12 protein-coding genes and 1 tRNA gene are annotated in these 13,363 nt (G+C 51.1%); 9 read left to right on the top strand and 4 right to left on the bottom strand.

Annotated features, from left to right (window positions below):
* Positions 1–102 precede the first annotated feature (102 nt).
* A complete protein-coding gene (locus Abin_RS12665) occupies positions 103–1,059 on the bottom strand; it encodes a bifunctional enoyl-CoA hydratase/phosphate acetyltransferase (RefSeq protein ID WP_048847481.1) in 957 nt (318 codons plus the stop codon).
* 242 nt (positions 1,060–1,301) lie between these two features.
* On the opposite strand from Abin_RS12665, the gene Abin_RS12670 reads away from it, so the two are divergent.
* From Abin_RS12670 to Abin_RS12690, 5 genes are all read left to right on the top strand, one after another.
* A complete protein-coding gene (locus tag Abin_RS12670) occupies positions 1,302–1,592 on the top strand; it encodes an accessory factor UbiK family protein (RefSeq protein ID WP_048847483.1) in 291 nt (96 codons plus the stop codon).
* Positions 1,593–1,680: 88 nt separating this feature from the next.
* Positions 1,681–2,181, top strand: a complete 501-nt coding sequence (locus Abin_RS12675) for a type III secretion system chaperone family protein (protein ID WP_048847485.1) — start codon at positions 1,681–1,683, stop codon at positions 2,179–2,181.
* Positions 2,181–3,002, top strand: a complete 822-nt coding sequence (proC, locus tag Abin_RS12680; RefSeq protein ID WP_048847487.1) for a pyrroline-5-carboxylate reductase — start codon at positions 2,181–2,183, stop codon at positions 3,000–3,002. The genes Abin_RS12675 and proC overlap by 1 nt, the downstream gene beginning before the upstream one ends.
* 102 nt (positions 3,003–3,104) lie before the next feature.
* The gene (locus Abin_RS12685; protein ID WP_048847489.1) at positions 3,105–3,752 is read left to right on the top strand and encodes a TetR family transcriptional regulator; all 648 of its coding nucleotides are present in this window, start codon (positions 3,105–3,107) and stop codon (positions 3,750–3,752) included.
* Between the two features lie 75 nt (positions 3,753–3,827).
* Positions 3,828–3,902, top strand: a tRNA-Gln gene (locus Abin_RS12690).
* An 80-nt stretch (positions 3,903–3,982) separates the two neighbouring features.
* Here the strand turns inward: Abin_RS12690 and Abin_RS12695 are convergent.
* Together Abin_RS12695 and Abin_RS12700 are read right to left on the bottom strand one after the other, a co-directional pair.
* Positions 3,983–4,951 carry a glycosyltransferase family 2 protein gene (locus tag Abin_RS12695; RefSeq protein ID WP_255319287.1) on the bottom strand — a complete coding sequence of 323 codons (969 nt, stop codon included), beginning with the start codon at positions 4,949–4,951 and terminating at the stop codon, positions 3,983–3,985.
* A 55-nt stretch (positions 4,952–5,006) separates the two neighbouring features.
* Positions 5,007–6,446 (bottom strand): DUF2142 domain-containing protein, encoded by a 1,440-nt coding sequence (locus tag Abin_RS12700; protein ID WP_084593635.1) that lies wholly within the window; start codon positions 6,444–6,446, stop codon positions 5,007–5,009.
* A gap of 218 nt (positions 6,447–6,664) precedes the next feature.
* On the opposite strand from Abin_RS12700, the gene Abin_RS12705 reads away from it, so the two are divergent.
* Complete coding sequence (locus tag Abin_RS12705) at positions 6,665–8,077, top strand: DUF2142 domain-containing protein (protein WP_084593636.1); 1,413 nt, start codon at positions 6,665–6,667, stop codon at positions 8,075–8,077.
* 18 nt (positions 8,078–8,095) lie between these two features.
* Here Abin_RS12705 and Abin_RS12710 read toward each other — a convergent pair whose 3' ends face one another.
* Positions 8,096–9,514, bottom strand: coding sequence for a helix-turn-helix domain-containing protein (locus tag Abin_RS12710; RefSeq protein ID WP_048847494.1), 1,419 nt, complete (start codon positions 9,512–9,514; stop codon positions 8,096–8,098).
* A 118-nt stretch (positions 9,515–9,632) separates the two neighbouring features.
* Between Abin_RS12710 and Abin_RS12715 the strand changes: the two genes are divergently transcribed.
* Genes Abin_RS12715 through prpB form a run of 3 tightly spaced genes read left to right on the top strand, consistent with a single transcriptional unit; the run spans position 9,633 to position 13,350 of the window.
* Positions 9,633–11,195: an MmgE/PrpD family protein gene (locus Abin_RS12715; protein ID WP_048847497.1), complete on the top strand. Its 1,563-nt coding sequence runs from the start codon at positions 9,633–9,635 to the stop codon at positions 11,193–11,195.
* A 53-nt stretch (positions 11,196–11,248) separates the two neighbouring features.
* Positions 11,249–12,421: a bifunctional 2-methylcitrate synthase/citrate synthase gene (prpC, locus tag Abin_RS12720; RefSeq protein WP_048847500.1), complete on the top strand. Its 1,173-nt coding sequence runs from the start codon at positions 11,249–11,251 to the stop codon at positions 12,419–12,421.
* Complete coding sequence (gene prpB / locus Abin_RS12725) at positions 12,418–13,350, top strand: methylisocitrate lyase (RefSeq protein ID WP_048847501.1); 933 nt, start codon at positions 12,418–12,420, stop codon at positions 13,348–13,350. The genes prpC and prpB overlap by 4 nt, the downstream gene beginning before the upstream one ends.
* Positions 13,351–13,363 lie beyond the last annotated feature (13 nt).

Here is a 13,363-nt window from a genome sequence, read left to right on the forward strand (position 1 = left end):
AATGATTTCAATATCTTGATAATAATAATGGGAACGCAGAAGCCTGCGGTCAATGGACAAGACTGCTTTGCAGGCCCCCTTCAATTCTGGCAGAAAAACCGTCTAGGACTGACCTGTCGCCTGATCTTCCGCCACCAGCCTGCCAAGCACACAAGACAGCACACGGGCGCGTTCTGAATCGGCACGACTTGTCAGGATAATCGGCACTTTGGCCCCAAGCACAATGCCGGCAGCATCGGCACCGGCCAGAAACGTCAATTGCTTCGCCAACATATTTCCTGCTTCAATATCCGGCACCAACAGCACATCCGCCTGGCCTGCAACGGGGGATACAATTTCTTTCTCCCGCGCTGCGTCCATATTAATTGCGTTATCAAACGCCAACGGGCCATCAACCAACGCCCCTGTAATCTGGCCTCTGTCGGCCATTTTGCTCAGGGCGGCAGCATCAATGGTGGACGGTAAGGCCGCCGTAACGGTTTCAACGGCCGACAACACAGCTACTTTGGGGATATTGAGGCCCAAAGTGTGAGCCAGAGCGACAGCGTTACGCAGAATATCGACCTTACAGGCCAGATCAGGGGCAATATTCACCACACCATCCGTGACCAGCAAAGGGCGCGGATAAGCAGGAACATCCATAACAAACACGTGGCTTACCCGCCGCCCTGTACGCAGCCCGTTTTCATGCTGAAGCACCGCATGCAGCAGCATGTCCGTATGGAGTGCTCCTTTCATAATCAAACTAACAGTTCCGTCATGCACTAACTGCACAGCGTATTCAGACGCGGCCTTTGCGTCCGGACAGCACACGATTTTACAGAGGCTCAAATCCCGGCCGCATTCAGCAGCCAAAGACCGGATCGTTTCTTCAGGCCCCAGCAAAACCGGATGCAGCAAACCGTCTTCCGCCACATCAACCGCAGCATTCAAAACAACAGGGCTACAGGGATAAACTACCGCAACAGAAACCGCCGGAAGTGCGCTGGCGCGACTTAGAAGATCATCAAACCAGTGATGACTGGCGTTTACTGTGCCCAACGTCTCTCCATCCTGCATGTTTGATCCCTTTCTGCGGCCAGTCGCTCGTTTTTATAGCTGTGGCATAGCAGGGGCAGCGCGGCAAAAAGTCGTGAGGTCACACGGTCTGTTTCCGCTTTTATGCCACCGAAATCAGCAGGCTTTTCAAAGAACCAATAGCCTCTGACCATTATACTGACTATAAGCCGTAAGAAGACAAAACACGCCAAGGCTTAATGACACGATGCCCCTTTGGCGACTTACTGAGTGGAGAACCGGCAATGACTGACAAACCGCGCTTTTTTGATGATCTTGCCGGCGTGGCGGGCGGTGCTTTTTCTGCCCTGACCGGTGTGCGCGAAGAAATCAACGCTATTGTACGCAGCCGTGTTGATGAAGTGCTCAGCAGCCTTCAGGTTGTACGGCGCGAAGAGTTTGAAGTAGCACGCGAACTGGCAGCCCAGGCCCGTATTGGTCAGGAAGATGCTGAACGACGCGTTGCTGCACTGGAAGCCCGTGTGCTGGCGCTGGAAGAAAAAGCCCACGCATCCCACACACATCACTCGGCCTGAACCACCGCTTTTTCCGGGAATGGCGGAGCCAGACTCTGCCATTCGGCCAGACTTCTGCCCGCTTCACCCCCGCAGTAGAGAGTGAGCCATGCCCGCACTAAGCTTTGATACCCCAGCGTCCGCTGCCAATCCGCTCGACCTGATGGAACAGGTTATTGGTGGTCTTGGGTGGAATTTTGAACGGTGCAACCTGACCGAAATGGCCGTAGAAGCCCCCGGCAAATGGTGTGACTACGGACTGTTTTTCTCGTGGTCGGCTGAACTGGGTGCCGTACATTTTACCTGTGCGTTTGACCTGAAAGCCCCGGCCACCCAACAGCGTGCGCTGTATGAACTGATTGGCATGGCTAACGAGAAAATATGGATTGGCCATTTCAGTCTGGATCAGGAAGACGGCGTGGTCCTGTTTCGCCATGCGTTGTTGCTGCGTGGAACACACCTATCAGTCGAAATGTTTGAAGACCTGATTGACCTTGCCCTGACCGAGTGTGAACGATTCTACCCGGCGTTCCAGTTCTTCCTCTGGGGTGGGCAGGAACCGGCAGATGCGTTGGCAGCCGCCATGCTTGACTGTGTAGGAGAAGCCTGATGCCCTCGTCCTCCCCTCTGCCTTCTGTTCTGCTGGTCGGTTGCGGCAAGATGGGCAATGCCATGCTTGAAGGGTGGCTGAAGCACGGGCAGAAGCCATCCGTCGTGCTTGACCGGCATGATCATGCGCTGCCGTCGCCTCACCATCATGCCCGCACCGTTGCTGATATTCCTGCCGACTTTACCCCAGATATCGTGATTGTCGCGGTCAAACCCCAGAAAGCGGATGCTATCCTTGAAGAACTGGGCCAGCACTTCTCCAACCCCGTTCTGCTTTCGGTCATGGCTGGGCGCAGCATTGAAAGCCTGACCAAGACCTATAAAAAAGCCAATCCATCGGCCAATCCAACTGTGGTTCGGGCCATGCCCAATACCCCATGCGCCATTGGCGCGGGCATAACCGGCCTGTATGCGGAAGCAGGCACAACGGCCGAACAAAAAGACCAATGCGATGCTCTGCTGCGCTCGGTTGGGGAAACGGTTTGGGTTGAGCAGGAAAACCTGATTGATGCTGTGACTGCTGTCTCAGGCAGCGGCCCGGCCTACATCTTCCTTCTGGCGGAGTTGATGGAAAAGGCGGGTATTGAGCAAGGCCTTCCACCAGAAACAGCCCGTAAGCTGGCACGACGCACTATTTTTGGTGCCGGAGCGCTTCTTGATCATTCCGTGCTGGATGCCAGTGAACTCCGCATTCAGGTAACCAGCCCCGGTGGAACAACAGCCGAGGCCCTGAAAATACTGATGCAGCCAGACGCATGGCCTAAAGCCGTTTCTCAGGCCATTAGTGCGGCTGCGCACAGAGCCCACGAGCTTTCTTCGTAATATTTTTCGTAAACGACCTGTTCTGCCACCATGCCACCTAGTGGAATGCTGACAGAACAGGCCGTGCTTTGACTTACTCTTTTTTGCTGACAGGCCGTTTCAATGGACACTGACGATTTTGATGTAGCCCTTCTCTCCGCTGCCATGACGCAAGCAGAACAAGGGGGATGGAACTCCGTCTCGCTGCTGGAGTCTGCGCGTCAGGCTGGATTGCCTTTGGCTGAAACACGAGATCGCTTTCCCTGCCGCGCCTCTCTCCTGCTTCGTCTGGGCCGTATTGCCGATGAATCCGCACTGGCTGATGACACCGCAACGGGTGACTCGCGGGAACGCCTGTTTGATCTGCTGATGCGGCGTCTGGATGTGTTTCAGCAATACCGAAATGGCATCAAGGCTGTTATGCGCGCACTTCCCTTTGACCCGGCTTTGGCTGTCATTCTGGGGGGAGCCACGATTGAAAGCATGCGCTGGATGGCAGATGCCGCGGGCATCAGCACAACAGGTCTTGGTGGCATTGTGCGCATCAATCTGGTCATGGGGGTCTGGACCCATACGCTCCGCACATGGGAAAAAGACGACAGTGAAGACATGGGCAGCACCATGGCTGCCTTGGATCAGGCCTTGGATAAAGCCGCGCGATTCAAGCTGTTTCCTACTGGTGCAGGTAGCCTGACAGACGGTGGCTTGCCCGATGTTGATTTCGCAGAGCCCCAACCACCCCAGCCCGATGCCCCAGAAAATTCACACTAAGCAAAAAACTATCCGTTAGGTCTCTTTACGAACTGGTCTGGTTGGTCTTATTAAGGGCCAACCACATTTTTATGATGGGGCGTAGCCAAGCGGTAAGGCAGCGGATTTTGATTCCGCCATGCGGAGGTTCGAATCCTCCCGCCCCAGCCATTTTTCTTATAATCCGTTAAACTACACTAGTCTAAGATATGGGCGAGCTCCGTCGCTTACGGACCTGCTGTACTCTATCCTCAAGACAGAATACGGATTGGGTAAGATAGATAAAAGAGACGCTTTACCTCTTGCCGGGCATGTTTTGTTGCGTTCAACACAATGCCACACAACAAACATAAGCCAGCCAGAAGTTCTAACCCTGTTGCCAAAACGGCTGACGGCAAACGTGGAACCAAGCCCGTTTCCATATAATCCGTGATAACACCAATCCCAATGCAGAAGCCCGCAATAGCAAACACAAGAGACAAAACAAAGTAGAACAGCAGCGGCTTTTCTCTTTGAATCAGAGAGAGGATGGTTTTCAAAATACGAAAACCATCATGATATGTTCTAAGCTTTGAGACCGATCCCGCCAGACGCTCAACATAGCGCGTCGGTTCTTCTGCCAGCGGCATATTCAATTCAAGCGCATGAACCGTTAATTCGGTCTCAATTTCAAAACCTGCAGATGTTACAGGGAAAGATTTGACGAACCTGCGCGAAAAAACCCTGTAACCAGACAACATATCGGTCATACGTCGACCAAAAATCGACATGACCAAGCCAGTCAAAACCTTATTCCCCAGAATATGCCCGCGACGGTACGCGGCCTCCCGGTCAGTCACTCTGGCCCCGTTGACCATGTCCAAACCTTCAGAGGCAGCCTTTTTCAGCATCCGTGGCGCTGCTTCTGCTTCGTAAGTAGCATCACCATCTACCAAGACATAGTAATCAGCTTCAATGTCCGAAAACATTCTTCTGACAACATGCCCTTTTCCCTGCATTCGTTCTGAATAGACCAATGCACCGGCTTCTTTTGCTTTAGCAACAGTATTATCTGAAGAATTGTTGTCATAAACATAAAGCACCGCATTGGGCAAAGCTGCGCCAAACCCTTTGACAACCTCGGCTATTGATAGCTCTTCATTGTAACAGGGTATCAGAACCGCCACCCTAAGGGCTGTATCACTTGGTAGCATCTGCTTTCCTATGTCCATCTGTGCCATCTGCCATTACCAACATAGCAAACAGGTTCTGCTGTAATACCTATTACCCATTCATTTACGGCCAGAAGCGCATACTTAGGTTTGTATAAAGAGAAAAGGTAGAAAACACCATAAAGCCACATGCAATCATTTGAGTAATTAAAACTATATCTTGGCGCCTGCGTGTTATATTTTTTTTATCTGAATTTTGGTGTGCAAGCAGCGGAACGATAATAGGCAGAAACAACATAAGCGGAAGAAAATATCTTCCTTGCACACCATCAATATGCGTGGCCGCAACAGGCGTCCAATTGACATACAATGCAAGAATAATACCTGTACCAGAAGCAAACAGTAGAAAAAGAACACATGCTGCGTATATAATATTTTTCTTCTGGGGCTTTCTTACCACGCTATAGAACATCGTCAAAAAACAAACCGTAAGACAGGTTTCCGCAATATAATAAAATGTGGGAGAAAAAAACGTATCTAACCAGCCCAAAACGCCAATTGCTTCTTGTAGCAATTGCCGGAAACTACTCAGTACAAATTCAACAACAGTGGTAACCATTCGCAATGGGTGATGAAGTACAAACACTATCTGGTCACGGGGGGAGGCCCCTATAGGAGCTAGTTTTGTAATGCTCGGTCTTATACCGAGCATGGCCCACCCAACAAAAAGCAACCATCCCACACAGCAGGATATAACGGGCCATAAAACAGACACCCCTCTTCTTACCATCAGGCAGAGAGGAAGAAACAGAAGTGATGCATAAGGCATTTTTGCAGCCGCTATACAGGCCAAGAGAATGCCAGACAAAAGGATGAGATTTTTAGTTATTCTTTCGTCTTTTTTATTAAAACACCGGCTCAGAATAGCGCATACCAACGCACTCAGCGCCAGCAAAATACCATCTTGGGAAGTTGATGCCATAAGACTGATACTCATGGGGAGCGCCAGCATAATGGCCAAAAATGGAGCAACCGGCCCAGCAAGAACTAAAGCTATCATAACAAGACCAAAACAGATAAGGCCATTGATTGCTCGGCATATATACAGCGTCGCCAGTGGCCGCATTCCTAATGCATGACCACACCAGACTCCCAGAACAACACCTGCATATGATGACGGGGGGTAGAAAACCGTGCTGGCATAGCCGACAAATTCAGTCTGCTGCGACCAAGGCATCATATATGCGTCAGATAAACCAACAAGATCGACTTTCTTGTCTGGGCTAAATTTTAGATAATTAAATGACTGTCCCATATTAATTAATGAAGACGGTAAAATACCCCCTGCTGTAAGCGGGTCGCGTCTTATACCAACAATATGCCCTTCCGATATCTGAATAGCCCGCATGAAATGGTTGAATTCATCTGCCACCTGAAAAGGAGGGGTAAGCACAATGCATTCAATACCAGCAATCAGCATAAAAAACCCGTACAGATAGAGTAGCACTCCTGACTTGCGAAGGCATACTAACCCCTCAAGTAGAACCAGCCTTTTAATTTTCATACTGACTTTCCTCTAACCATACGGAATATACTGCACCTAACTATACCGTAAAAATTATTTTTTTTACTATAAACCTCCTGCGATTTTTTGCTTCCATATTGAAATTATATTTTTAACCACAAAAAAACATCTATAATTTTGGGTTGTTCTCTTTTATTATAATTTCATCTATAAGCACATTGTGTTAGTTATTTTACATATCGTCAAAGAGCACATCTATGCAAAAAATTATTTCCCCTTTCCTATGGTGTAAATCAAAGCTTAGTTTACCTGAATTTATATATCTTCTGGGCTTATCCATTATTGGCATCATTTTCGTATATCGCATTACACCAATGAGCGGCATTGATGAAATGTACCATTTTTTTAGGGCCCAACAGGTGGCTCAAGGAAACCTATTGGCACAACGCTACGCCAATCATGCTTTTGGGGGAGGACTCGATAGCCATATGATTGATTGGGTTGACTATTTTAATGAAAAACGAAATCAGAGTTTACCAGCAGACGTCCTTGTCGCCCAAGATCGTGCTCTAACAATTAGTTCTACATCAGTTAGAAAAATCACTCTTCAGTTTCCTTCAACAGCCTCCTACTCTCCTATCATGTATATTCCATCTGCTATCGGAATGGATATTGCCAAACTGTTTCATAGCCGACCAGATACACAGTACTACGCAGGGCGTTTAGGAAATCTATTTGGCTACATGTTCTTATTATGTCTTTTACTTTCCATTCTGCCATGCACGAAGCTACCACTCCTCGTACTATTGACGACGCCGACGGCATTACATCTTGCCACCACATATAGTGCTGACCCTGTTACCAATCTGGGTGCATTAATATTTATCGCTTGCTGTCTACGCCTTCGTTTATCACAAACCTCACATGCTGCCTTCTGGCTTAACTGCATTTTTGCTTTAGCTATTATACTTGGACTTCTCAAGCTCACTTGCAGCCTATTAAGTCTTACCTGTTTTCTAATTCCATCTGCTTTTTTCAAATCAAAGAAAAAATATTTCCAATACTGTGTCTTGGTTTGTAGTGCCAGCGTCTCATCTGCTGTGGTCTGGAATGGATTTTACCCTTTCAACCCGGCTCACTACTGGAATACAGGCGGAGATTCTCACGTCCAAATCCAAAATATGATTATTCATCCGATTGTTTTTTTACAGGAAATTTTAAATACCTATAAAATTGGCACATACTGGTGGTGGGAAGATGCCTGGGGCCGATTTGGCGGAGGCCCTATCCCTCTCTTTTTTAAAATTGGAGAAAAAACAGGATTGATAAGCGTTAGCCTTATGATCGGCCTCGCTTTAATAGAAAAAAATCGTGCACAGAGTTTTGCTTCAAGCGGCTTTCTATTAGCCCTTGGGGCTCTCTACTCCCTTCTCATCATTCTTGCTTTTTACGTCGGTTTTTCCCATGCTGGCGAAGGTATCGTTAGTGGCTTGCAAGGACGTTACTTCATTTTAAGCTGGGCTCTCTATCTTTGCGCATTTTCTCTGTGTGTCCCGAAACTTAAATTAAACAACAACTATCTTTCTTCTGTTTTATTGTTTGCCAATTTCATATGCGTATTACACATTTCTATCGAGGCAATCACTGTGTACGCTCGCTACTGGCATTAATTTCTACATAAACTTTAATTAGCTCTTGGCAGCGCGGTAAGGTACGACACCGCGCTCCTCGCTTCCGGCATCGATACCGCGTCCTGAAACGGGGAGAGAACGGTGGCGACAGTCATCGCGGGAGCACGCGCGACATCCCGGCCCAATAGGCACGGCATTACGTTGGTCTGCAACATCCAGACCGGCTGCGTAAATCATTCGCCCAGCATGGCGAATATCGCATCCCAACACCACCGCCACCTGTCTCGGTCGGTCAAAATACGACATACTGCTATGGCGCACTGTACGCGCAACATTCAGGTACACAACATCATCTGTCATGCGGGAAAGCTGTACCTGGACTTGCCCCGGCGTGGTAAAGGCCCGAAAAATGTTCCACAGTGGGCACGGACCACCAAAGCGCGACTGCATAAAATGGTTGGCCGAAAAACTTTTAAGAATATTCCCGGCAATATCCAATTTCATGAAGTAAAATGGGATCCCTTCTGATCCCGGTCTCTGAAACGTGCTTAAACGATGGCATGCCTGTTCAAAACTGACGCCAAAACGGCGATGCAGCCGGTCAATATCATGCTGCATTTCAAGTGCTGCATTCCGATAAAGTTCATAGGGAAGAAGAAGCGCCCCCGCAAAATAGTTTCCAAGATACAGGCGCGCCAATGCCCGAGCATTCTCCCCTTTTGGGCCGCTCCGACGCAGAATACGGTCCATAACTGCACCCTGCTCCAGCTGTCCAACAACCTGTGCAAGACAAAAAAGACTATCTTCTGCCAAAACATCCTGTGACAAAAACAGGGTATGGCTTTTCTGCTCCAGCTTCCATCTTACGCCCCGTTGCTCAAGCGCATGGTCCGTCACAATTTTGAGGTTATGCTCATCCTGCACATACTGAATAAGGGCTGGGTGCAGCCATCCTTCCTTGGGCGAAAGCTTTGCGTACAACGCTTCGGCTGCACTATCTAAAGCGTGGAAATAGTTATGATTCGTCTGCACCCAGTCGCCTACCGCCTCGTACGGTTCAAGCACTGGCTGGGTGGGCATATCCGCCAAGGAAGCCGCGTGTTCCTGCGCGTTGCGATACGCACTGTAAAGCTGCATGACGGCATGCCCCAAAGCCGGAGCCTTTTGTGCAGCACTTAACATTTCCGTGAAATTGGGTCGGGCTGCGTCAAAAAGCGGATCAGCCAGTATCTCCCGCAAGGCCTGCACCAGCCTCACCTCTTCCACATCACTGAAATAGGCAGGGTTTACGGAAAAAACACGACATACTTCTTCAAGCAATCTGTCGGGCAGCGGGCGCTGATCGCGTTCAATCTGGTTCAGATAACTTGCTGATATCCCAAGTTTTTGCGCCAGAACAGCCTGCGTTAGCCCGGATTGCTGGCGCAGAGTGTTCAGGCGGCTTCCTACAAACAGCTTGATGGCCGGTTTCGTCATATTCGCAATCTTTGCAATGGGGGCGTTTTTCTTCGCCTCTTTCCGCTTTTATGCAGCTTCTTTCTTGGGTCTCTACTCTGCAACACTCAGGCCAATGATACAAATCAGAGGTCAGACCATGCAGTCTCACATCATCACAGTTCACCCGGAAACCGACCGCCTGCCCCGCACGGAACAGCTGGCCTGGAAAATTGCCGAAGTGGCAGCAGATACGGTGCCAGTTGAAGCCGAAGTCACGGAAATGGTCATTAACCGCGTGATTGATAACGCCTCTGTCGCGCTGGCATCGCTTAACCGCCACCCGGTCATGAGCGCACGGGCACAAGCACTGGCGCATGCGCACCCGGGCGGGGCCACGCTGTTCGGTATGGGGCCAGATGTCCGCGTGCATGCAGAATGGGCTGCATGGGCAAACGGCACGGCTGTTCGGGAACTGGATTACCATGACACGTTTCTGGCCGCCGACTATTCGCACCCCGGTGACAATATCCCTCCGCTTTTGGCTGTTGCCCAACAATGCGCCAGTTCCGGGGCCGATTTTATCCGCGCCGTTGCAACGGGATATGAAATCCAGATTGACCTGACACGTGCCATCTGCCTGCATAAACACAAGATTGATCACGTTGCCCATCTGGGGCCGTCAGTTGCCGCTGGGTTAGGCACGTTGCTGAAGCTACCGCCCTCCGTCATTTATCAGGCTATTGGGCAGGCGCTGCATGTGACCACCGCCACCCGGCAGAGCCGGAAAGGCGAAATTTCATCATGGAAGGCTTTTGCCCCGGCGCATGCCGGTAAAATGGCCGTAGAAGCCACGGACCGCGCCATGCGGGGCGAAGGCGCACCTAGCCCGATTTATGAAGGCGAAGACAGCGTTATTGCCTGGATGCTGGATGGGAAAGATGCACGCTATATCGTGCCATTGCCCGCACCGGGCGAACCAAAACGCGCCATTCTATCTTCCTTCACCAAGGAACATTCGGCTGAATATCAGAGCCAGGCGCTGATTGATCTTGCCTTCCGGCTGGGCAAGCAGATTGAAAACTTTGAAGATGTGTCAGAAATTGTCATCGAAACCAGCCACCACACCCATTACGTGATTGGCACAGGATCAAACGATCCGCAGAAGTTTGACCCAACTGCATCGCGTGAAACGCTTGATCACTCCATCATGTATATTGTGGCTGTCGCCCTGCAGGATGGCAGTTGGCATCATGTCCACTCCTACGAACCCGGCCGCGCACGCCGCCCGGATACCGTAAGGCTCTGGAACAAGATCCGCACTGTGGAAACGCCTGAATGGACGGCCCGCTACCACGCGGAAGACCCTGCGGTAAAAGCCTTTGGCGGCAAGATTATTATCCGCATGAAAGACGGACGCGTCCTTGAGGAAGAACAGGCTGTAGCCAATGCCCACCCGTTGGGCAGAACACCCTGGACGCGGCCTGACTATATTCGCAAGTTTCAGATCCTGACCGAAGACTTGATTTCTCCATCAGAATGTCAACGCTTCCTTGATACCGTGCAAAACCTGCAAAACCTGAAAGCTGCGGATCTGTCTGCACTTGAACTGATTGTTCCACCCAACCGGATTTCGCAAAACCTCAACCCCGGCATTTTTGATTTCCGGCAATCAAGCACTAACCGCCCCAAGGAAGCCCCGGCATTGGCCACACTGGCCTGACCCAAACCACCAAGAGTGCCGAAAAGGCACCGATGCTGAAGGAGACCCGTGCTATGGATAACACCACGACACTCCATCCCCGCCAGAAGAAATCTGTTGCGCTTTCTGGTGTATCAGCAGGCAACACGGCCCTGTGTTCCGTCGGGCAAAGCGGGAATGACCTGCATTATCGCGGTTACGATATTCAGGATCTGGCCGAAGCGTGCTCGTTTGAAGAAGTGGCGCATTTGCTGATTCACGGCACCTTGCCCAACAGTGCCGAACTTCATGCCTATAAAGAAAGACTCCGCAGTCTGCGGGGGCTACCTGATGCCGTGCTGCGTGTTCTTGAAACGCTGCCTGCGGCAACACACCCCATGGATGTGATGCGCACAGGTGTTTCCACCTTGGGGTGCGTGCTGCCCGAACGGTCAGACACGCCCAGTGCTGGAGCCCGCGCCATTGCGGATAAACTGATCGCCTGTCTGGGGTCCATGCTGCTGTATTGGTACCATTTTTCCAATCACGGCCGCCGCATTGCGGTAGAGACTGAAGATGACAGCATTGGCGGCCATTTCCTGCATCTACTGCACGGGCGCACACCACCCAAACAATGGGTGAACGCCATGCATAGTTCGCTGATTCTGTATGCCGAGCATGAGTTCAATGCCTCGACCTTCACCTGTCGAGTCGTGGCAGGCACAGGGTCAGACATCTACTCCGCCATTACGGCCGGAATCGGCGCGTTGCGCGGGCCGAAACATGGCGGTGCGAACGAGGTCGCGCTTGATATCCAGCAGCGTTACGCAAGCCCGGAAGAAGCCGAGTCTGACATTCTGCGCAGGCTGGAAGCCAAGGAAGTCATTATCGGCTTCGGCCACCCTGTTTACACCATTGCTGACCCCCGCAACCAGATTATCAAACGGGCCGCCCATAAGCTGGCGCAGAAAAGCGGATCGCGCCGCCTCTACAGCGTAGCGGAACGAATAGAGCAGGTTATGGCAGACAAACGCCGCATGTTCCCCAACCTCGATTGGTTCAGTGCGGTGGCTTACAATCATATGGGTATTCCAACAGCCATGTTTACCCCGCTGTTTGTCATTGCCCGCACAGCAGGGTGGAGCGCCCACGTGCTGGAACAGCGGCAGGACGGCAAGATTATCCGTCCCTCTGCCACCTATACAGGCCCGGAAAACCGTCGATTCCCCTCCCTGCACGAACGGGACGGACTGGAGAATGCAGCATGACGTACCTGACAGGCAGCACCCAACCCAGCATCCCCGCTGGCCAACGGTTTCGGCAACTTCTGGCCCAACCGGGTATCCTGCAACTTCCTGGCGCGCATAACGGGCAGGCCGCCCTACAGGCCAAAGATGCGGGTTTTGAGGGACTTTATCTTTCTGGCGCCGCGATGACAGCCAGCATGGGGCTACCAGATTTGGGTATTATCACGGTGGATGAAGTCTGTTTCTTCATCCGTCAGATTGTTCGGGCTTCCGAACTGCCGCTGCTGGTCGATGGTGACACCGGATACGGTGAGATTCTGAACGTCATGAACATGGTGCGCGCGTTTGAAGAAGCCGGCGCCGCCGCCGTGCATGTAGAAGATCAGATTTTGCCAAAAAAATGCGGGCACCTGAACGATAAAAAGCTCAGCACACCGCACGATATGGCTCTGAAAGTCGCGGCAGCTGCAAAAGCAAGACGAGATATGGTTATTGTCGCCCGCACCGACGCCGCCGCACAGGAAGGGATCGAGGGTGCTGTAGCGCGTGCGCGCCTGTATCATCAGGCTGGTGCGGATGCCATTTTCCCGGAAGCGCTGACCACGGCCGAAATGTTTCGAGAATTTGCGCGCCGTCTCCCTGACGTGCCGCTTCTGGCCAACATGACAGAATTTGGACGCACGCCATTTTTCACAGCGTCTGAATTTCAGGAAATGGGCTACCGCATGGTTATCTGGCCCGTCAGTTCTCTGCGCGTTGCCAACAAGGCCCAAGCTGATCTGTATGCAACGCTGAAGCAGAACGGCAGCACGGAAGCGATGCTGGGGCGCATGCAAACCCGTGAAGAACTTTATAAAACCCTGCGTTATCATGATTATGAGGCGCTGGATGCCAGTATTATTACAACAATATTGCCACAAAATCAGACAGACACACCAAAAGCGGCCTGATCACTGATCTGTT

Source organism: Acetobacter indonesiensis (genome assembly GCF_000963945.1).
In the GTDB taxonomy this organism is placed as follows: Bacteria; Pseudomonadota; Alphaproteobacteria; order Acetobacterales; family Acetobacteraceae; genus Acetobacter; species Acetobacter indonesiensis.